The organism is Streptomyces sp. NPDC018610, assembly GCF_044391765.1.
Taxonomy (GTDB): Bacteria; Actinomycetota; Actinomycetes; order Streptomycetales; family Streptomycetaceae; genus Streptomyces.
In genome coordinates, this window is record NZ_JBISAL010000013.1 from 238,550 (window position 1) to 257,214 (window position 18,665).

Below are 18,665 nucleotides of genomic sequence, written 5' to 3' on the forward strand. Positions count from 1 at the left end.
CTGGTGGTGCAGCGTGTGGGCATGCCTCTCGCCCGCCGTACCGATGCGGTACTCCTCCTGGTCGCGCTCGTCTGGGGTTCCAGTTACCTCGCCGCCAAGACGGCGACCGCCGCACTGCCCGTACTCGTGGTGCTGTTCGCCCGGTACGCCGTCTCCGCGCTCGCGTGCGGCGGCCTGGTCGCCGCCCGCCGCCGCAGGCCCGGCTGGACCCGCGCCGAGGTGCGCCTCGGCGCGCTGCTCGGCGTCACACAGGCGGCCGTGCTGGTACTGGAGACCTACGGCGTGGCGCACACCAGCGCCGCGAACGCCGGGCTGATCATCAGCCTGACCATCGTGCTGACGCCGCTGCTGGACCGCACCGGGGGTCGTCCCGGCCTGCCCCCGGCCTTCTTCGGCGCCGCCGGTCTGTGCGTGGTGGCCGTCGGGCTGCTCACCGCCGGCACCGGACTGCACGCCCCACGGCTCGGGGACGCCCTGGTGCTCGCCGCCGCGGTGGTCCGGGCCGGGCACGTCGCGCTCGTCGGGCGGCTCACCGCCTCCCGGCCCGTGGACCCGCTGCACTTGACGACCGTCCAGACCGTCCTGGGGTCGGCGCTGTTCCTGCCGGCCGCCGTCGTCCACGCCTCCGACCTGGTCCACTGCGGTGCCGGCACCTGGGCCCAGCTGGTCCATCTGGCCCTGTTCTGCAGCGTGTTCGCCTTCCTCGCCCAGACCTGGGCCGTGCAGCGCACCTCGGCCAGCCGGGCCAGCCTGCTGCTGGGCACCGAACCGGTCTGGGCGGTCGCGGTGGGGATCGGCCTCGGCGGCGAACGGCTCACCCTGTGGGCCTCGCTCGGGGCCGTGCTGATGGTCGCCGGAACCTACTGGGGTCAGTCGGTCGAACGCGCCCACCGCATCACCACGCCGGACGCCGCCGGGAAGGCGGAGGCGCCGCACCCGGCGACGACACCCGCCGGTGTCTGACCGCCCCGCCGCGCCGGTCAGCGCGCGCCGAGGGCGGGCGCGCTCTTCTTGCGGGCGCGGTAGGCGGCCGCCTTGATCCTGTTGCCGCAGGACTCCATGCCGCACCACTGCCGGCGCATGCCCCGGGAGCGGTCGATGTAGACGCGGGTGCACTCCGGGTCGCCGCACTCCTTGAGCAGCGGCACATCGGGCCCGCCGAGCAGTTCGACGGCCTGCCGGGCGAGGGTGGACAGGGCCTCCTGGGGCGTCGCCCGCGTCCACCGTCCCTCAGCCGTGAGCTGCGGTACCGCGGCGGGCGTACGGGCCGTGCCGTTCAGCAGGCCCAGCGCCCCGGTGTCGTACGCCTCGCCGAGCCGGCGTGCGGTGACCAGCTGGTAGACGGCCTCGCGCAGGGCTTTCGCCCGCTCGACGTCCGCCTCGTCGCTCGGGGCGACCGCGTCCACCACGCCGGACCCCAGGAACCAGGCGTCCAGCCGGTCCGGTGCCGCGAACATCTCGAACCGCTGCGTACGGCGGGCGCGCAGCGTCGCGGCGAAGTCCAGGACCGGGTTTCCGCACACGAAGACATGCTCGAGGTTCATGTCACCATCCTGACAGGTGACTGAAGCGCGCGGCAAGGACCGTCACCTGCCGAACGGGTGAGGAGCGGCGGACGTGTCGGACGACCGGGTCGCGTCCGGTCCGCTCGCGGTCGTCATGCCCGGTCCGCCCGCGCTCACAGGCCCGCGGCCGTGAGGATGCCGAGCATCCGGGCGGGCGGCGGCGCGGGATCGGCGGCGTCGTCGTCGGCGACCTGGGGGTCGGCGTCCGAGAGCAGCCGTTCCCGTGCGCACCGCGGTGTCGGCGTCGCCGTGTGTCAGCAGCGCCTCGACGACGGCGTCCGCCGACCGCCCGGGCCGCAGCGCCATGCCGTGCCGGCCGGCCTGGTGCGCGGCCAGGCGCACCAGGATGTCGTCGGGCGCCGCAGGGTTGCGTGCCGGCCCGGACAGCAGGCGATGAGCGAGGCTCGTCATGCGGTCAGCCCAGTCGGCCCGCACCCGGGCCCCCGGTCCGGTCCCCGGCCGGGTGAGGGACGGCGCCGTCACCGCGCCCTGCCCGCGCCGCGGCCGACGGGCCGAGGCGCAGCTCGCGTCCCGGCCAGCGCCTGCGCAGCCAGCGGTCGTGGCTCGCCAGCACGCCCGCCGGGCGGGTGCCTCGGACGCGGGGCCTGGCCGGTGGGCCGGCGGCTCACACCTCGGGCGCTCCGGTCTCCGTCAGCTCGCCGTCGGCCAGCCGCAGCCAACGGTTCACGCCGATCTCCCTCAGGAACCGCTCGTCATGGCTGACCACCACGAACGCTCCCCGGTAGGAGTGCAGGGCGCTCTCCAGCCGGCCCACGCTCACCAGGTCGAGGTTGTTCGTCGGCTCGTCCAGGAGCAGCAGGTGCGGGGCCGGTTCGGCGCACAGGACGCACGCCAGGGTGGCGCGCAGCCGCTCCCCGCCGGAGAGCACCCCGACGGGGAGGTGGGCGCGGGCGCCCCGGAAGAGGAAGCGGGCGAGCAGGTTCATCCGCTCGGCCTCCGGCCGCTTCGGGGCGTAGGCGGCGAAGTTCTCGGCGACGCTGCGGTCCGCGTCCAGCAGGTCGAGGCGCTGGGAGAGGTAGGCGACGCGCCCCTCGGCCCGCCTGATCTCGCCGTCGTGCGGGGCCAGTTCGCCGCCCAGCAGACGCAGCAGGGTGCTCTTGCCCGCGCCGTTGGGGCCGGTCAGCGCGATGCGCTCCGGGCCCCGGACGGTCAGGCCGACGCCCTCGCCCGCGAACACCTCCCTGCCGCCGAGCCGGATCCGGAGCCGCTCACCGAGGAACAGGGTGCGCCCGGCGGGCACGTCGGTGTCCGGCAGGTCCACGGTGATGCGCTGCTCGTCGCGCAGGGAGCGGCCCGCCTCGTCCAGACGCGCCCTGGCCTCGCCGACCCGGTCGGCGTGCGTCTGGGCCGCCCGCCCGGCGGACTCCTGCGCGCCCCGCTTCATGGTGCCGGCGAAGATGCGGGGCAGGCCCGCGCTCTTCAGGTTGCGGGCGGCGTTGCTCGCCCGGCGCTCGGCGCGCTCGCGGGCCTGCTGCATCTCCCGCTTCTCGCGCTTCAGTTCCTGTGCGGCGTTGCGGACGTTCTTCTCGGCGACCTCGCGCTCGGCCCGTACGGCCTCTTCGTACGCGGTGAAGTCGCCGCCGTACAGGCGCATCTCGCCCCGGTCGAGTTCGGCGACGCACTCCATGCGGTCGAGCAGGGCCCGGTCGTGGCTGACCAGGAGGAGGCAGCCGGTGAAGTCCTCCAGCGCGTCGTAGAGCTTGTGCCGGGCGTCGAGGTCGAGGTTGTTGGTGGGCTCGTCGAGCAGCAGCACGTCGGGTCGCTTGAGCAGCCGGGCCGCGAGGCCCAGGGAGACGACCTGGCCGCCGCTGAGCGTGCTCAGGGTCCGGTCCAGGGCGAGGCCGGCCAGGCCCAGACGGTCCAGCTGGGCCCGGGTGCGCTCCTCGATGTCCCAGTCGTCGCCGATGGTCGTGAAGTGCTCCTCGCTCACGTCCCCGGACTCGACGGCGTCCAGGGCGCGGACGACGGCGGCGACGCCGAGCACCTCGGCCACGGTGAGGTCACCGGTCAGGGGGAGGTCCTGCGGAAGGTGGCCGAGGGTTCCGGCCACGGTCACCGAGCCGGTGGCGGGCCGCAGTTCACCGGCGATCAGCCTGAGCAGCGTGGTCTTGCCGGAGCCGTTGGGCGCGACGAGACCCGTACGGCCGGCGCCGACGGTGAAGGAGAGGTCCTGGAAGACGGGGGTGTCGTCGGGCCAGGAGAAGGACAGGTTCGAGCAGACGACGGACGCGTCGGACATGGAGACGACCTCGCGGAGAGGGGGCAGGAGAGACACCTCTGCCCCGGTGACAGACAGGGGAAGCGGAGACGACAGCGAGGCCACGACGGCAGCGGCGCCTGTACGCGCCGGCCGGTGGCCTGTCGGGTCCGGGTATCACCCGGAGATGTCGTCGTCCACCACCATGTCTGGTCTCCTCCGCAAACGATCAACGTCCCTGCGAGTCTAACAGCCGGCCGCCCACGGCGGTGGGTCCCGGCCGGGACCCACCGCCCTGGACGGCGACGGCCGACGCAGGGGGAGTCGTGGTCCGGCCGTCCGCGCCACGCGCGACACCCGGCGACGCCGGGTATCGGCGAGGCGGCGCCGGAGCTACCGGTGAGACGGCCCGAACAGGTCGATCTGGTCCTTGACCCACGGGTCGAAGACCGCCGACCGCTCGGGGGCCGGGAGCAGACCGAACGTCGCCAGCTGGCCCGCGACCCAGGGATCCGTACGCGGGTCGGCGGCCCGGTGGCGGTGGGCGGCGGGGTGGGCGACGGCGGTCGCGGCAACCGGCGACGAGGTGTGTCCGGACGTCCGGGAGGAGGACGCCGGGGAAGCGGCCGCCGCCGCGGGACCGCCCGCCGAGAACAGCGCGCCCGCGGCTACGGCGGCGCAGACACCTGTGGTCGCGGCGCGCCGGATCAGCTTCTTCATCATCGTTCCTCCTTGCACAGCCCGACTTCCTGCGATCACGGACGGCGCGAGCCGATCCGGACCCAGGTCGGGGCTTCTACCCGGGGCCACTCCCGTCACACACCCACGAATTCCTCGCACTGTCCCAGGGAGCGCGGGCCGTGGGCCGCCACGCCCCTGGCGGTACCACACCCACCGATCCCGCAAGGGCCTTCCGGGCTCCCGCGGGCGGATCAGCGGCTCCTGAAGGCGGCTCGCTCGTGATCAATACAGCTAGGTGCCAGGCGCCGGGAGCCAGGCGCCAGGTGGCTCGCTCGAGCAGGTCCCGCGGGCGCCTTCAGCCGTCCGAGTCCGGCCCCGCGCGGTAGCGCGGGGCCAGTGCCGCGCCGGCCCCGCCGCGCAGGTCGAGCTCCGCTCCGGCCAGCCGCTCCACGGCCCCGGCGTCCTCCAGTCCGGGCACGCACACCACCTCGCCGGCCGTCAGGGCGGCCAGTGACGCGGTCACCACGTCGGCCACGGGCATCCCGCCCTCGTCGTGGACCCGCTGCTCGCCCGGCACCGGCCTCTCGCCCGTGCCGAGGTGGAACTCGGTGGCGGTGAGGCCGGGGCAGACGACCTGGACCCGTACCGGGGTGCCGGCCAGCTCGGCGGCGAGAGTCCTGGTGAACGTCACGACGTATCCCTTGGTGCCGCCGTAGACGGCCCGGTGCGGGAGCGGGACGGGAGGCAGCGCGCCGGCGAAGGCCAGCAGCGAGGCGACGTTGATCACCGCGCCGCGCCCGCGCGCGAGCATCCCGGGGACGGCGGCGCGCGTCAGCACCGTGGGAGCCACGACGTTGACGTCGACCACCTTGGTCAGCAGGGCGGCGTCGACCTCGGTGAAGGGCCCGTACCCGTTGATCCCGGCGTTGTTGACGAGCAGCGACACGTCCGGTGCGCCGACCCGCTCCGCGACGCGGGCCAGGTCGGCCGGCCGGGCGAGATCTGCCTCCATCGTCTCCACCGCCGTCCCGGAGTCCTCGCGCAGGCGTTCGGCCAGTCCGGCGAGCCGGTCGGCACGCCGGGCGACCAGCACCACGTCCCAGCCGCTCCCGGCCAGACGCTCCGCGTACTCGGCGCCGATCCCCGAAGAAGCCCCGGTCACCACGGCCGTGCCGGGCGTCCCGTCCCACGTCATCTCCCGTGTCCCTTCCTCGACGGCCGCACCCCGGACGACGGCATGATCACCGGCCCGGGCTGTCTGGGTTCCCCCTCGACCCGGCGGATCAAACGTCCGGGCGAGGCGCACCCCGCGCTCGCCCCGGGGACGACCGGAGGGCGGGCGCCCGGGAGCGCTCGGGACGCTGGACGCCGGCCTCCCCGGGAGAGTTGCGGGGTCGGTGGAGGGTGGCCTCCCCGGAGAGTTGCGGGGTCGGTGGAGGTGGACTCTCGGGAGCGCTCCCATCGAATGCCGGGCGGGCGGCTCTCCCGGCGTGCGCCGGTGACCTGGGGCTTCGAAATCTCTTCGACGACTCCACCGTTCGCACTCTTGTCAGGAGCATGATCACCTCTCTACAGTCCCACCGAGTCGTGATGGGAGCGCTCCCAACTCGAGAGCGGAACAAGCGGGCGGCGCTTCCCCGGGCTCACGCACCCGCACCGTCCCGTTCCGTCCGGAGAGGACCCGCATGCCCCCGTCCCCGCACCCCGCACGCAGGACGCACGTGCTGCTCGGCGCGCTGCTGACCGTTCTCGCCGCGCTCGCGGCGCTCGTGACCACCACGTCGGCCGCCCAGGCGGACACACAGATCTGCGACGCCTTCGGGTCCACCACGATCCAGGGCCGGTACGTCGTCCAGAACAACCGCTGGGGCACCGACCAGACCCAGTGCGTCACGGCCACGGACTCCGGCTTCCGCGTCACCCAGGCCGACGGCTCGGTGCCCACCAACGGCGCCCCGAAGTCGTACCCCTCGATCTACAACGGCTGTCACTACACCAACTGCTCGCCCGGAACGGCCCTCCCGGCCAAGCTCAGCACCATCTCCAGCGCTCCCACGAGCATTTCCTACAGCTACGTCAGCGGCGCGGTCTTCGACGCCGCGTACGACATCTGGCTCGACCCCACGCCCCGCACCGACGGCGTCAACAAGACCGAGATCATGGTCTGGTTCAACCATGTGGGCTCCGTCCAGCCGGTGGGCTCGCAGGTCGGCACCGCCACCGTGGCCGGCCGCCAGTGGCAGGTGTGGTCCGGCAACAACGGCGGCAACGACGTGCTGTCCTTCGTCGCCCCGTCGGCGATCGGCAGCTGGAACTTCGACGTCATGGACTTCGCCCGGGAGGCGGTCTCCCGCGGTCTGGCCCAGAACGGCTGGTACCTGACCAGTGTCCAGGCCGGCTTCGAGCCGTGGCAGAACGGCGCGGGACTCGCCGTGACGTCCTTCTCCTCGACCGTCAACACCGGTACCGGCGGTGACCCGGGCAATCCCGGCAACCCGGGTGGCCCGGCGGCCTGCAAGGTGGCGTACGGGACGAACGTCTGGCAGGGCGGCTTCACCGCCGACGTCACCGTCACCAACACCGGATCGGCCGCCGTCGACCATTGGCAGCTGGCCTTCACCCTGCCCTCCGGGCAGCGGATCACCAGCGGGTGGAACGCCACCCTCTCCGCCCAGTCGGGCGCCGTCACGGCGGCCGGCCAGTCGTACAACGCGCAGATCGCGCCCGGCGGCACCGCGTCCTTCGGCTTCCAGGGCACCTACAGCGGCACCTTCGCCAAGCCCTCCGGCTTCACCCTGAACGGCACCGCCTGCACCACCGCGTGACCCGGCGGTGCGGCCCGTACGCCGTACGCACGGTGCCGCGCCGGCCAGGCGGCGCACGGCCGGACAGGTCACACCTGCCGGCCGTGCGCCGCCCCGCGCTGCGCGGACGCGAGGTCCGTCGTACCGGCGACCGCCCTCTCCGTCCGCGGCCGTCGTGCTCACCCCGCTCGGTGCGGCGGGGCGGGCGGGCTCAGGGGAGTTCGGGTGCGCAGGTGCGGCACAGGCGGTAGCGGGCGCCGCCGCGCGGGCCGACGCGCTCCTTCACCCACACCGCGGCCTCGCCGGGCTCCAGCATGCGCATGTGCGTCGCCCACTCGGGGTCGAGGCGGCCGCCGTGGGCGAAGCGGGGCAGTGCGTCCCGCTCCCACGCGCGGTCGTCGCCGGCCACGCGCGCGATCGACTGTTCGACCTTCTTGCAGTCGCCGCGATGCAGCGTCTGCTTCTCGGCGGCGTACGCACGGTGGCCGGACTCCTCGAAGCGGCGGCGCTGTGCGAGCGACTCGGCGCGCAGGGCGCCGTATCCGCCGGCGGCCTCGGCGCAGACCCGGCACTCGGGAGCGCAGACCGCTACCGCCGGGGACGGGACCCGGGCGGCGATGTCGTCGGCCGCGCGGGCGGGGGCGGGCACCTCGGCCACGGCGCCGGGCGGCTGCCGGCGCGGGCGGGGCGGCACCGCCGTGGCGAGGCGTACGGCCGCGGCGGCTCGCCGAGCCGCCTCCCGGGCCACGCGCTGCCGTGGAGAAGTACGTCCTCGCTTTGCCATCGGAAGCCGGTCTCCCCTTGTTCGCCGTCGGGCACAGTTCACCGGGGCGCGGCGGCTGCCGGCGGCGATGCCGCGCCCACGGCGGACCAGCATGGCATTCGCCTGCCCGGCGGCCGGCGCGCCGCGCCAGGGAGTCCAGCCGTGTGGAGCAGTGCGCCGTCCCCGAGCGACGGACCTCGCGGAACCCGCCCTCCAGGGTCTCTCGGCGCCAGGGGCCGGTGGCGCTACAGGCCGAGGTCCAGGGCCAGGCAGGAGAAGTGGTTCCAGGAGGCCTCGGGGTCGTAGGAGCCGGACGGGTCCTTCGGGGTGGCCGGCTTCTCCTCGACCATGTCGGCGTAGGCGACGCGCTCGGGAAGTCTGCCGAACTTCGCGTGGCGGATCCGGGCGGCGACGTCCGAAGTGCTGTTGCTTTCCACGGTTCGACCTCCGTTCGACCGGGGCGGATCGCTCCGCGCCCGTTCCGATGGGCAGAGCGTCGCACCCCCTCGCGTCACCTGTCAAGGAGGTGACGCAAGGGGGGGGGCGGCCGGGAGACTCAGTCCTTGAGGGCGAAGAAGCGCATCGGAGAGTTCGGCTCGAAGCCGATGCGCGGATACACGGGCGCCCCGGCCGCGGTCGCGTGCAGGGTGGCGCGGGTCAGACCGGTCGCCCGGGCGCCCTCGTGCAGCGCCTTGCGGGTCACCGCCTCGCCGTACCCCCTGCGCTCCCACTCGGGAAGCGTGGCGACGAGCACGACGAAGAGGCGGCCGTCCGCCGCCACCGTCCCGGCGCAGGTGACCGGAACGCCGTCCCGCAGGCCCAGGTAGGCGTGCACGTCCTCCTTCCACAGGGTCGAGCCGGCGAGCCCGTCGCGGCCCTCCTCCAGGGACAAGCCGTAGGCACGCGCGTTGATGTCCGCGTACGCCCGCAGCTGTTCGTCGGTGCGCACACGGGTGAACGTCAGGTCGGGGTGGACCGGGTCGGGGACGGGGAGCAGGTCCCCGGCCATGCCGGTGCCGGGGAACGCGTGCTGGAGACCGGCCCGTTCGGCTGCTTCCGCCAGCCCCGCGCGCGCCCCGGCGTCGAGCAGGTCCTCGAAGAGCCACAGGAAACCCGGCCGCCTCTTCGAACGCATGATGTCCGCCGCCTGGTTCAGGCGCCGCTCCACCAGGGCGGCGTCCGCCCCGACGTCGGTCAGCGTGACGCAGTTCCAGAACGCGAACCGGCAGTCGGCCCAGCGCACGGCGAGACCGGGCAGGTCCCGCACGTCCGCTTCCGGTTCCCGGTCCAGGACCATCGCCCGCCAGACCGTGGCGAGTTGTTCCATCGATTCGATCGATTCCGCGAGACCCGTCATGAGGAACCCCTTCGGCAGTCGAGTGTGCGGACACCTTCCCCATGTCAACGAACGCGGGGAAGGCCTGTTCTCGTCGAAACGCGCGGGGTGGCCGGGGAGCGACCGTTGCGGGGCCGGGAGACCGGGAGCGGGTCCGGGCGGGGGCCGGATGGGAACCGAATACTTCCGGAGGGCGGGCAGGGACGGAGGTCAGGCGCGGCGGCCCCATGCCGAGACCATCGGGGCGGTGGCGAGATCGAGGCGTCCCGTTGCCACGTTCGCCAGGTGCCGGTCGATCTCCTCGTCGGTGGCCAGCCCCCCGGCCACCAGACGGCCGCGGATCTGCCGTACGGTCGCGGCCTCCAGGACGGTGCACGCCGGCGAGGTGATCGGGAAGTACGCGTCGGCCCGCACCTCGGCGAGACGGGCCTCGCGCAGCAGCCTGGGCAGGGTCCGGCCGTAGGCGAGGTCCGCGCCGCGTTCCGCCATCAGGGCCCGGAAGCCGGACCGCAACCGGTTGGCGAGCCGCTGCTCCTCGCCCGACTCGTCCGGGCACAGCAACGGCTGCAACGCCGGGTCGGCGTCCTCCAGGAGCAGCCAGCCGCCCGGCCGCAGCGCCTGGATCATCCGGCGCAGCGCCTCGGCGCGGTCGGCGACGTGCACCAGGACCAGCCGGGCGTGCACGAGGTCGAAGCCGCCGGACGGCGGCGGGTCGGCCGCCACGTCGTGCTGCCGCGCCTCGATCACGCCGCCGTCGACGTCCCGGAGCCACGACACGTCGATGTCCGTGGCGAGCACCGTTCCGGTGGGGCCGACCCGCTCGGCCAGCCCGAGGGGCACGGACGGGCCGCCGGCGCCGACCTCCCAGCACCGCATGCCGGCCGAGAGGCCGATCTCGTCGACATGCCGGAACGTCACCGGGTCGAACAACTCGCCGAGCGCCTCGAAGCGCGTCCCCGCCTCCGACTGCCGGTTGTCCAGCAGGTAACCGCGATCTGTGTCGTGCTCAGCCATGCGGCGATTGTGGCAGAGCGGCGTCACGCCTCTGAACTGGGCGTTCGCCCCGTCGGCCCCGACCGGACCGGACGGCTGCGGGGACGCGCCAGGGGTGCTCGCCCGACCGCCGAAGAAAGGTGACGTGAACTGTCACCTTTGGCGTGCACGGTGGTGTCATGGAGAAGAACACGGACCCCGACGTCCGCCGGATCACGGGCGTCGACCCCCACCAGAGCACGGGCGAGAACACGGACCGGGACCGCGACGCGGCCGACCCGACGGCACAGGGCCCGAACGCGGCCGGTCCCACGGCCCACGGCCGGAGCACGGACGACATCACTGGCCACGCCACTGACGACACCGCGGACATCGGCGCGGACCAGCGCGCGGGGAGCCGTCCCGCCGGCCGGCCGGGGCCGCTCTCCGGCCGGATCGCGCTCGTCGCCGGGGCCACCCGCGGGGCCGGTCGCGCCCTCGCCGTCGAGCTCGGCCGGGCAGGCGCCGTCGTCTACGTCACCGGCCGCACCACCCGCGAGCACGTCAGCGAGGTCGGCCGGGCCACGGAGACCATCGAGCAGACCGCCGAAGCGGTCACCGAGGCCGGCGGCACCGGCATCGCCGTCCCCACCGACCACCTCGACCAGGACCGCGTGCGCGCCCTCGTGCGGCGCATCGACCACGAGCGGGGACGGCTCGACATCCTCGTCAACGACCTGTGGGGCGGCGAACACCTGACGGCCGAGTCCGTCTTCGGCAAGAAGAGCTGGGAGACGCCGCTCGCCGACGGCCTGCGCATCCTGGAGCTCGGGGTGCGCTCACACGTGATCACCGCGGCGCTCGCCCTCCCGCTCTTGATCCGCTCGCGGGAGCCGCTGCACGTGGAGGTCACCGACGGCACGGCGGCCTTCAACCGCCGCTACCGCGAGAACCTCTACTACGACCTCGCCAAGAACGCCCCGATCCGCATCGCCTTCGGACTGGGCCAGGAACTGGCGGAGTACGGGGGCACGGCGGTCGCCGTCACGCCGGGCTTCCTGCGCTCGGAGCAGATGCTCGCCCACTTCGGCGTCGGCGAGGAGAACTGGCGCGACGCCGTCGCCCGGGACCCGCACTTCGCCGTCGCCGAGTCGCCCTGGTACCTGGCCCGCGCGGTCGCCGCGCTCGCCGCCGACCCGGACCGGGCCGCACGCTGGAACGGGAAGTCCACCTCCAGCGCGGAGCTCGCCGAGGTCTACGGCGTACGGGACGTGGACGGCAGTCGGCCCGACGCCTGGTCGTACTTCGAGGACGTCGTGTACGGCGGCAAGGGCGGCTCGCCGGACGACTACCGCTGACCGCCGCCCGGCTCCGCGCCGTACAGCTCTGCCAGCGACCGGGCGTACGCGCGGAATCGGGCGCGCAGCCCCGCCGGGGCCAGCACCTCCACGTCCGCGCCCAGAGCGGTCAGCTGCCCGAAGGCGACGTCCTCGGACTCCACCGGCACGTCGAGCGTGACCCACCCGGCGGCGTCCGGCGCGGGTGCGGCCTGCGGCACCGAGTCGGCGCCGGCGGGGTCCAGCACGGCGGGCAGGCGGCGCAGGCCGTGCTCGGTCAGCCGCAGGGTGACGGTGATGCGCAGCAGCGTCCGGGCGAACGCGGCGCAGTGCGCCCGCCAGTGCGCGGCCAGGTCGAAGGACGGGTCGCGCACGAAGGGCTCGTCGGCGCCGGGAGCGGGGGAGAGCGCGGTGACGCGGTCGACGCGGTAGGTGCGCCAGCCGCCGCCACCTGGACCGTCGCCCGGAAGGCGGCCGACGACGTACCAGACCCCCGCTTTGAGGACGAGCCCGTACGGTTCCAGGGGACGGGTCACCGTGCGGGGCGGACGGCCGTCACGGCCGGGACGCGCGTAGGACAGTTCGACGATGCGATCGGACCACACGGCGCGGGCCAGCTCCGGCAGCAGCTCCGGAGCCGACGGCTCGCGGAACCACGCCGGGGCGTCGAGGTGGAAGCGGTGGGCCGACGACTCGGCCGCCGCGCGCAGCGAAGGGAGCAGAGTGGCCGCCAGCTTCAGCCGGGCGGTGTCCGCCGCGTCCGACAGGCCGAGGTCGCGCAGGGCGGTGGGCAGACCGGACAGGTACAGCGTCTCCGCCTCGGTGGGGCGGAGTGTGGTGAGCCGGGTCCGGTGGCCCGGCGCCAGCCGGTAGCCGCCCGCCCGTCCGCGTGCGGAGCGGACGGGCACGCCCGCCTCCTGCAGGGCCTGGACGTCACGGATCACGGTGCGCTCGGAGACGTCCAGCTCGCGGGCGAGGCCGGCGGCGGTCAGGCCGGGGCTGGACTGGAGGAGCAGGGCCATGCGGATCAGACGGGCGGCACGCATGGCTCAATGATCCTGTCCCCGCCGCTCCGGCGTGTCCGGTTGGTCGGGCCCGCCGGGTCCGTCACGGGCCGAGCAGCGGCTCCACCCGGGACAGCGTGTCCCGGACGTTGGCCTCGTCGACCGCTTCCCGCGCCGCCCGCGGGGACAGCCACCGCAGCGGCGCGTCCGGGTTCTCCGGCCGTACCGCGTCCGGGACTCCGGTGGCCAGGACGAAACGCAGGTCGGCGTGTTCGTGCGCCTCCTCCCGGCCGCCGGCCGGGACCGGCACGATCACCAGATGCCGTACGTCCGCGTCCGGCCAGGGCGCGAGGTCGGGCAGCCCGGTCTCCTCGCGTCCCTCCCGGAGGGCGACGGCGAGCGGGGAGTCCTCACCCGGATCGGCGTGCCCGCCGACGAGCAGCCACGACCGGTGGCGCGGGTGCCGGCGCAGCAGCACCCGGCCACTGTCCGGATGCACGATCAGCGCCGACGCGGTGATGTGCAGGGGGCTGGACCGGTGCCACGGGTCACCCGCCGCGACGAGCGCCCGCACCCGTTCCGTGTCGGCGCGTTCCGCCGCGGTCGCCGGGCGGTGGCGGGCGAGGACGTCGATGACGGAGCGGTGTGCTGTGGCCATGGGACGGATCCTAGTGACGGGGGACGTGATCCGCCCGGCATTATCGGACGGGCCGTTCCCGACGGCATCGGGCGCGACGAGTACGGGTGCGGGCCTGGGCAAGAGCCGGTGCACCGGGACGTCGGCCCGCACTCAGTGCCGGTCGACGGGCGCCCACCGGCTCGGCGGGGCGGGGGGTCACCAGCGCATGTGGACGTCCTCGGCCCAGCCGAGGAGGCGGTCGACGGCGATCTCGGCGCCGTCGTCGGTGCGGACGCGGCCGCTGTAGTGGCCGAAGCGCTGGTCGGTGCGGTTGGCGATCAGGCCGGCGTCCGTGTTCGTGGACCGGTTGTGGAACGGCGTGAACGTCAGGTCCACCTGGTCGGACGAGGGCGTGCGGACGGTCCAGGGGGCCGACTCGTCCGTGGTGGACCAGCGCCACTGGAGTTCCTCGCCGATCTTGCTGAGCCGGCCGTCCACGCAGAGACCGTTCTCGGTGGAGCCGGTGCCCACCGTCCAGCGGCCGCCGAACTGGAGGCCCACCGTGTGTCCGTCCGTACGTCCCGAGGCGGCGCCCCAGTTCCAGTCCACCGTCCGCGGCCAGCGTCCCCGGCCGTGGTCCAGGACCGCCCAACTGTTCCCGTCCTCACCGAACTTCAGGACGTCGCCGCCGATCCTCACCCGGCCGGCCGCCGGGAGCGCCGTGTGCTTGGAGGTGTATTGGAAGCGCCGCCGGCTCCAGGGCACGACGACGGAGAGCGACTCGTGCCCCTCGGGGTGCGTGACCAGGAGGTCGACCTCCAGGGGCAGCCCGGCGGGCGTCACGGCGCGGGCTCGCAGCCGGGTGCCGCCGTCCTCGTCGCGGATCTCCACGCGCACCTTGCCGCGCGGCGGACGGGCGGGGCCGACCACCACGTCCGCGGACCCGGTGGCTCCGGCGACGGTGTCCGGCAGGCGTACGCCACGGCCGAGCGGGACGATCGCACCGCACTCGAACTCCCGGCCCGAGGGCCCGAACTCCAGCAGGTAGACCGAGTTGAGGGCCAGGAAGTCGAGGTCGCTGACGGTCAGCGCCACCAGATGGGAGGGCGTCGTCACGCACCAGTACTCCCACCGCTTGGTCCGGCCCCAGCCGCGCAGGTTCGCACGGTGCAGGGGCACCCTGGACCAGCCGACCGCCGCCGGGTCGAGGCTGCCGTCGGGGCGGCACAGGTCGACGGGTTCGGTGATCTCGCGCTCGTGCGTCGCCATGGGCGGAGCCTACCGCCGGCTTCCGGGCGGGCTCCGGGTTCGCGCCCCCGGGACGGTGCGCCGAGGGCCGTGCGGCAGCGCTTTCCGCGGCGGGAGAAGTCGGGTCGGGCGTCGGCAGCGGCGTGTGAGTGGTCCGGTGGTGGTGTCGGCCTGTGCGGCTCGTTCGTGACATGCCGGAAGAGGCCGTTGACGCGGCGGCGTGATGGTCCGCGCGCGACCGCGCGTCACACATGCGACCACCTGTCACACAGGGGCCGCGGCTGGTCCGGTTGCGGGCTATGCGTGGCGGCGTAGCGTGGAGTTGACGGGTCCGGTCCCGCCCGACCGATTCTGGAGGTGGGCGATGCTCCATCAATTGCTGCGGCGTCGCAGGCCGCGTCGGCTGGTCCTTCTCGGCAACGGCCGTCTGATCCGAGGTTTCAGCGGCGGATTCTACGACGGTCACGGCTACCAGTCATGACGCCGTCCACGGCGGAGACCTGGAGGATGTGCGGTGACAGCGGACACCGATGCCCTGAGAGCCATGGCAAGGATCCTGTCACCGCACTGCCGCGTCGTCCGGATGTCCTACGGGGTGCTGATCGCCGACTGGAGACGAACGCGCTTTCTCGGGATGACGGAGGACGACGTCCGCAGGTTCGCTGAGGGCAGTTCGCAGGAGCGCGCCGAGCTGGTCGCCGTGCTGGCGCGGGCCGGATGCACGACAGGCCGACGCAAGGCGCGCACAGGCGCCGACGTGTGGCTCTGGCTGCGGGTGGTGCACCTGCTCGTCAAGGCCTTGGGCTTCGGACGTGTCCTCCGGCTGCTGTCCTTGGCCGCCCCGGGTTACAACCGTGGCGACTTGCCGCGCGCGGAACAGGTCGGACGACTGAAACGGGCGGTGCAGACGCACAGCCGCAGGAGCTGGCTCATCAACGGCGACTGCAAGTCCGAGGCCGTGACGGCCTTCGTCCTGCTGCGACGGCACGGTCTGCACGCGGTCCTGCACGTCGGTGTGCGCGAACACCCCTTCGCCATGCACGCCTGGACGACCTCCGGTGGCGTGTGCATCCCGGACGCCGATCCCGGCGGGCACGCCTTCACACCGGTGCTCTCGATCGACTACGGCGGACAGTGACGTGGAGGCGCTCCGCCTCGAGTGGGCCGGCGACGCTCCGAAGGTCCGGACCGACGACGTCATGGCGCGCCGGGGACTCGTGACGGTGGTCTCCTCCCCGGCCGGCACCGCGGCTGTCGTGGGCTGGGCCGGTTCTGTCGGCGACCGGGCGGCCGGCGCGCACGGCCTGCTCGACGTCCTCGGCCGGCGGGGAGCCGGCCCGTCTCTGCCGACGGGCGACTACGCCGCCGTTCTGGTGTGCCGCGACCGAGTCCTCCTCGTCCGCGACGAGCAGGCGCGCATTCCCCTGTTCTTCCGGGAGTCCGGCGGCATCGTGAATGCCGTGAGCACCTCCGCCCGGCGCCTGGGGAGCGCCACGGAGTTGGAACCCCGCTACTTCTGTCGGTACCTCACCGGGAACCTCGCGCAACCGCACACCGACCTCACCCCGTTCGCGGGGGTGCACCGCGTCCTCGGCGGGGAGGTGGTGGAGCTGTCCCTCAGCGGCCGACTGCGCCGCCGTACGACGGGCCCCGTCCGTCGGATCACTGGCCCGCTCGCGCCGACGGCGGACGGACCCGCCCTCGGTGAGGCGGCGCAGGAGCTGCGCCTGGCGCTGGAGAACGCCGTCGGGCGCCGCATGGGCGCAACCACCGTATGCCATGTCTCGGGCGGTACCGACTCCACCAGCGTCGCCCTGCTCGCCGCGCGTCTGCTGGCCGAGGGACGCGGCGGTCGAGGAGACCTCGTCCTGCTCGCAGGGTGCTTCTCCCGCGGGGAGCTGGCTGCCGAGCGGCCGTACCTCGATGTCGCGTTGGAAGCCATTCGCCGGCACACCCTCGCGGCACACCCGGTGATCGTCGATGTCGACGATGTGAGGGACTTCGACGATTTCCAGCACCACGCGGGTGACGCGGACGAGCCTCACGCGCACGCGTTCCGCGCCCCTTTCTGGAGCAGACTCCATTCCGCGGCCGCGGAACTGGGCTGCGACGCCCTCCTGACCGGCTGCGGCGCCGATCCCGTCGTGGACGCCAACCCCTTCCATCTGCACCGGCTCGTCCGCACGGGCCGGCTCTGGCAGATGACCCGGCAGGCACGCGCCTGGGCCGCGGGTACCGAGCGGGGTCTGCGCGACGTCGTCCGCGACTACGTCGTCCAGCCGGCTCTTCCGGTGACGGCCGCAAGGGTCGGCGCACTCGGCCGCGGCGGAACGGTGCTCGGAGGCCTTGGCGCCTACGACCGCCTCCCATGGCTACGACGCGCATTCGCGCGGGCGCACGGCTACCGGGAAGCCAGTGTCGCGGAGAGCCGCTTCGCGTTCGGGCGCAGGCCGGAACAGTCGCTGTACGATGCCGCCAACTACATGGCTGCTCCTGACCTGCTGTCCTGGCACCGGGCCCCGCGAGACGGGTTCTTCCTCTCCCACCCCTTCCTCGACCCGGACGTCATCACCACCATGAGCCGCGTTCCCTTCGCGGTCTCGTTCCAGCCGGGCCGTCCGAAGGCCGTTCTCCGTGAGGCCATGGCGGATCTGCTGCCCGCCCCGATCCGTGGCAGGGCGGTCAAGGTCCCTTTCAACGACCTCTACGCTCGCGGCTTGCGGGCCCACGGCGACGAACTCATCGCCCGGTGCCGCTCCGCCCGGCATCCGCTGATCACCGAGATGTTCGACGTGGAGACGCTGTGCCGGGCCGTTCGGGAGGCTCAGCTGGGCATAGGGGACTCGTACTCCTGGGACCGCGTGAACAGCTCGCTCGCCCTGGTGGTCTGGCTGGAGCGCCTCACTTCTGACTCTTGATGTCCCACAGGGTCCGCTCGACGGGGCCGGCGGCGAGATCGACCAGACCGTACCGGCTCACCAGCTCGCGTGCTTCCTCTCCGGACACCCGGGTACGGTTCTCCTCGCCCTTGCGCGTGACGCTCGACTCCACGGCCGCGCCTTGGGTGCCGAACCGCCAGTAGACGGTGACGAAGCGCGGAGCTCTCGTGTTCTCGTCGATCGCGTTGTTCTCGTGCACGCGGGCTCGGTAGACGAGGGAGTCGAGGTCCCGCTGCGTCTTCACCCATGCCGCGACGTCGCTGCTCTTCCAGGAAGTCGCCACGAACTGCAGCGGTGGATCCAGAACGATCTGATCTCTGCGCGCGAGGCTCGCGGTGGCGTAGAAGGCCAATTGGTCGTAGCGCGTGTCCTTGGGCAGTTGCACCACCAGGCGCGTGGTGAAGGCGTCGTTCGACTCGATCCAGTCGCCAGGCGCGATCCATGGTTTCGCCTCCACCAACTCGCCCGGCTGGTGAATCTCCCTCCGGGAGAGCGGGTTCACTTCCCCCGTGGAGTGCGCCCACCGCTCGGCATCGCTGCGCCACTGCTCGCGGAGCCGGTCCTTCGAGGTCAGCGGCACTTGTTGCCCCATCGTGTGGAATTCGGCGCCGAGCACGTAGAAGCCGACGTCGGCGTGGTTCTGGAGCGTGATGTCGACGGGGACGGCGAATGCCTTGCGGTCCTTGCTCGGCACAGGATCCCCCACGGACAACGTGATGAGAGGCCGGATGTCACGCCGGTAGGGCAGATAGAGGTTCTGGTAGCCGAAATTGGCCACGGCGAAGAGCGTGGAGACGATCAGGGCGGCAGCCACCCGTTTGGGGGCGGGCACCGCGACCAACGTCCGCCACACGGTGAAGACGGCCCATGCCGATCCCGCCGCGAGTACCCCCCACAGCACTGGGAAGGCCAGGAAATCACCGTTCTTCAGTGTCCTGAGGCACAGCAGTGTGTTGGGCAGGAACGCCGCGAAGGCGCCGATCAGCGCGAGCAGACCGGAGTATTGGAAACTGTGCCGGATCCAGTGGTCCACGACCGCCACTGCGCCGAGGAGCGTGGTGAACGCGAAAAGGATCAGGACGGCCCCGGTGAGGCGCCCGGGGAAGGTCAGAGCATGGGCGAAGTCGGCGAGGCCGAACCGGCACAGCAACAGCGTCGTCATGAGGAGGACCAGCAGTG

General features: G+C 73.4%; 17 protein-coding genes. 5 read left to right on the forward strand and 12 right to left on the reverse strand.

Annotated features, from left to right (window positions below; genetic code table 11):
- Positions 1–21: 21 nt before the first annotated feature.
- On the forward strand, positions 22–963 hold the full coding sequence (locus ACH5A8_RS30480) for a DMT family transporter (protein WP_399007189.1): 942 nt from the start codon (positions 22–24) through the stop codon (positions 961–963).
- 17 nt (positions 964–980) lie between these two features.
- Here the strand turns inward: ACH5A8_RS30480 and ACH5A8_RS30485 are convergent, their stop codons facing one another.
- From ACH5A8_RS30485 to ACH5A8_RS30500, 4 genes are all read right to left on the reverse strand, one after another.
- Entirely contained in the window at positions 981–1,544 is a 564-nt protein-coding gene (locus ACH5A8_RS30485; RefSeq protein ID WP_399007190.1) for a CGNR zinc finger domain-containing protein, read from the reverse strand.
- A gap of 646 nt (positions 1,545–2,190) precedes the next feature.
- The gene (locus tag ACH5A8_RS30490) at positions 2,191–3,825 is read right to left on the reverse strand and encodes an ABC-F family ATP-binding cassette domain-containing protein (protein ID WP_399007191.1); all 1,635 of its coding nucleotides are present in this window, start codon (positions 3,823–3,825) and stop codon (positions 2,191–2,193) included.
- Between the two features lie 351 nt (positions 3,826–4,176).
- Complete coding sequence (locus ACH5A8_RS30495; RefSeq protein WP_399007192.1) at positions 4,177–4,506, reverse strand: hypothetical protein; 330 nt, start codon at positions 4,504–4,506, stop codon at positions 4,177–4,179.
- Between the two features lie 313 nt (positions 4,507–4,819).
- Positions 4,820–5,659, reverse strand: a complete 840-nt coding sequence (locus ACH5A8_RS30500; protein WP_399007193.1) for an SDR family NAD(P)-dependent oxidoreductase — start codon at positions 5,657–5,659, stop codon at positions 4,820–4,822.
- Positions 5,660–6,149: 490 nt separating this feature from the next.
- Here ACH5A8_RS30500 and ACH5A8_RS30505 point away from each other — a divergent pair, with 490 nt between their 5' ends.
- Positions 6,150–7,289 carry a cellulose binding domain-containing protein gene (locus tag ACH5A8_RS30505; protein ID WP_399007194.1) on the forward strand — a complete coding sequence of 380 codons (1,140 nt, stop codon included), beginning with the start codon at positions 6,150–6,152 and terminating at the stop codon, positions 7,287–7,289.
- A gap of 190 nt (positions 7,290–7,479) precedes the next feature.
- On the opposite strand, the gene ACH5A8_RS30510 is transcribed toward ACH5A8_RS30505, so the two are convergent.
- The 4 genes from ACH5A8_RS30510 to ACH5A8_RS30525 all read right to left on the reverse strand — a co-directional run bounded on the left by ACH5A8_RS30510 (position 7,480) and on the right by ACH5A8_RS30525 (position 10,381).
- The gene (locus ACH5A8_RS30510) at positions 7,480–8,052 is read right to left on the reverse strand and encodes a hypothetical protein (protein WP_399007195.1); all 573 of its coding nucleotides are present in this window, start codon (positions 8,050–8,052) and stop codon (positions 7,480–7,482) included.
- A 224-nt stretch (positions 8,053–8,276) separates the two neighbouring features.
- Positions 8,277–8,468 (reverse strand): hypothetical protein, encoded by a 192-nt coding sequence (locus ACH5A8_RS30515; RefSeq protein WP_399007196.1) that lies wholly within the window; start codon positions 8,466–8,468, stop codon positions 8,277–8,279.
- A gap of 119 nt (positions 8,469–8,587) precedes the next feature.
- Positions 8,588–9,388 (reverse strand): GNAT family N-acetyltransferase, encoded by an 801-nt coding sequence (locus ACH5A8_RS30520; protein WP_399007197.1) that lies wholly within the window; start codon positions 9,386–9,388, stop codon positions 8,588–8,590.
- A gap of 189 nt (positions 9,389–9,577) precedes the next feature.
- On the reverse strand, positions 9,578–10,381 hold the full coding sequence (locus ACH5A8_RS30525) for a class I SAM-dependent methyltransferase (protein WP_399007198.1): 804 nt from the start codon (positions 10,379–10,381) through the stop codon (positions 9,578–9,580).
- Between the two features lie 158 nt (positions 10,382–10,539).
- Here ACH5A8_RS30525 and ACH5A8_RS30530 point away from each other — a divergent pair, with 158 nt between their 5' ends.
- A complete protein-coding gene (locus ACH5A8_RS30530) occupies positions 10,540–11,697 on the forward strand; it encodes an SDR family oxidoreductase (RefSeq protein ID WP_399007199.1) in 1,158 nt (385 codons plus the stop codon).
- Here the strand turns inward: ACH5A8_RS30530 and ACH5A8_RS30535 are convergent.
- From ACH5A8_RS30535 to ACH5A8_RS30545, 3 genes are all read right to left on the reverse strand, one after another.
- A complete protein-coding gene (locus tag ACH5A8_RS30535; RefSeq protein ID WP_399007200.1) occupies positions 11,688–12,722 on the reverse strand; it encodes a helix-turn-helix transcriptional regulator in 1,035 nt (344 codons plus the stop codon). The genes ACH5A8_RS30530 and ACH5A8_RS30535 overlap by 10 nt on opposite strands.
- A gap of 61 nt (positions 12,723–12,783) precedes the next feature.
- Positions 12,784–13,338, reverse strand: coding sequence for an NUDIX hydrolase (locus ACH5A8_RS30540; RefSeq protein WP_399007201.1), 555 nt, complete (start codon positions 13,336–13,338; stop codon positions 12,784–12,786).
- Positions 13,339–13,515: 177 nt separating this feature from the next.
- The gene (locus ACH5A8_RS30545; RefSeq protein ID WP_399007202.1) at positions 13,516–14,568 is read right to left on the reverse strand and encodes a DUF2804 domain-containing protein; all 1,053 of its coding nucleotides are present in this window, start codon (positions 14,566–14,568) and stop codon (positions 13,516–13,518) included.
- Between the two features lie 523 nt (positions 14,569–15,091).
- Here ACH5A8_RS30545 and ACH5A8_RS30550 point away from each other — a divergent pair.
- Together ACH5A8_RS30550 and ACH5A8_RS30555 are read left to right on the forward strand one after the other, a co-directional pair.
- Positions 15,092–15,685: a lasso peptide biosynthesis B2 protein gene (locus tag ACH5A8_RS30550; RefSeq protein WP_399007203.1), complete on the forward strand. Its 594-nt coding sequence runs from the start codon at positions 15,092–15,094 to the stop codon at positions 15,683–15,685.
- 1 nt (position 15,686) lies between these two features.
- Entirely contained in the window at positions 15,687–17,465 is a 1,779-nt protein-coding gene (locus ACH5A8_RS30555; protein WP_399007204.1) for an asparagine synthase-related protein, read from the forward strand.
- On the opposite strand, the gene ACH5A8_RS30560 is transcribed toward ACH5A8_RS30555, so the two are convergent.
- On the reverse strand, positions 17,449–18,648 hold the full coding sequence (locus ACH5A8_RS30560; RefSeq protein WP_399007205.1) for a hypothetical protein: 1,200 nt from the start codon (positions 18,646–18,648) through the stop codon (positions 17,449–17,451). The genes ACH5A8_RS30555 and ACH5A8_RS30560 overlap by 17 nt on opposite strands.
- Between the last annotated feature and the right edge of the window lie 17 nt (positions 18,649–18,665).

Bases quoted from the DNA above. Each gene is read 5' to 3' on its own strand.
- ACH5A8_RS30480 (WP_399007189.1), top strand. From the start codon at position 22: ATGCCTCTCGCCCGCCGTACCGATGCGGTACTCCTCCTGGTCGCGCTC.
- ACH5A8_RS30485 (WP_399007190.1), bottom strand. From the start codon at position 1,544: ATGAACCTCGAGCATGTCTTCGTGTGCGGAAACCCGGTCCTGGACTTC.
- ACH5A8_RS30490 (WP_399007191.1), bottom strand. From the start codon at position 3,825: ATGTCCGACGCGTCCGTCGTCTGCTCGAACCTGTCCTTCTCCTGGCCC.
- ACH5A8_RS30495 (WP_399007192.1), bottom strand. From the start codon at position 4,506: ATGATGAAGAAGCTGATCCGGCGCGCCGCGACCACAGGTGTCTGCGCC.
- ACH5A8_RS30500 (WP_399007193.1), bottom strand. From the start codon at position 5,659: ATGACGTGGGACGGGACGCCCGGCACGGCCGTGGTGACCGGGGCTTCT.
- ACH5A8_RS30505 (WP_399007194.1), top strand. From the start codon at position 6,150: ATGCCCCCGTCCCCGCACCCCGCACGCAGGACGCACGTGCTGCTCGGC.
- ACH5A8_RS30510 (WP_399007195.1), bottom strand. From the start codon at position 8,052: ATGGCAAAGCGAGGACGTACTTCTCCACGGCAGCGCGTGGCCCGGGAG.
- ACH5A8_RS30520 (WP_399007197.1), bottom strand. From the start codon at position 9,388: ATGACGGGTCTCGCGGAATCGATCGAATCGATGGAACAACTCGCCACG.
- ACH5A8_RS30525 (WP_399007198.1), bottom strand. From the start codon at position 10,381: ATGGCTGAGCACGACACAGATCGCGGTTACCTGCTGGACAACCGGCAG.
- ACH5A8_RS30530 (WP_399007199.1), top strand. From the start codon at position 10,540: ATGGAGAAGAACACGGACCCCGACGTCCGCCGGATCACGGGCGTCGAC.
- ACH5A8_RS30535 (WP_399007200.1), bottom strand. From the start codon at position 12,722: ATGCGTGCCGCCCGTCTGATCCGCATGGCCCTGCTCCTCCAGTCCAGC.
- ACH5A8_RS30540 (WP_399007201.1), bottom strand. From the start codon at position 13,338: ATGGCCACAGCACACCGCTCCGTCATCGACGTCCTCGCCCGCCACCGC.
- ACH5A8_RS30545 (WP_399007202.1), bottom strand. From the start codon at position 14,568: ATGGCGACGCACGAGCGCGAGATCACCGAACCCGTCGACCTGTGCCGC.
- ACH5A8_RS30550 (WP_399007203.1), top strand. From the start codon at position 15,092: ATGGCAAGGATCCTGTCACCGCACTGCCGCGTCGTCCGGATGTCCTAC.
- ACH5A8_RS30560 (WP_399007205.1), bottom strand. From the start codon at position 18,648: ATGACGACGCTGTTGCTGTGCCGGTTCGGCCTCGCCGACTTCGCCCAT.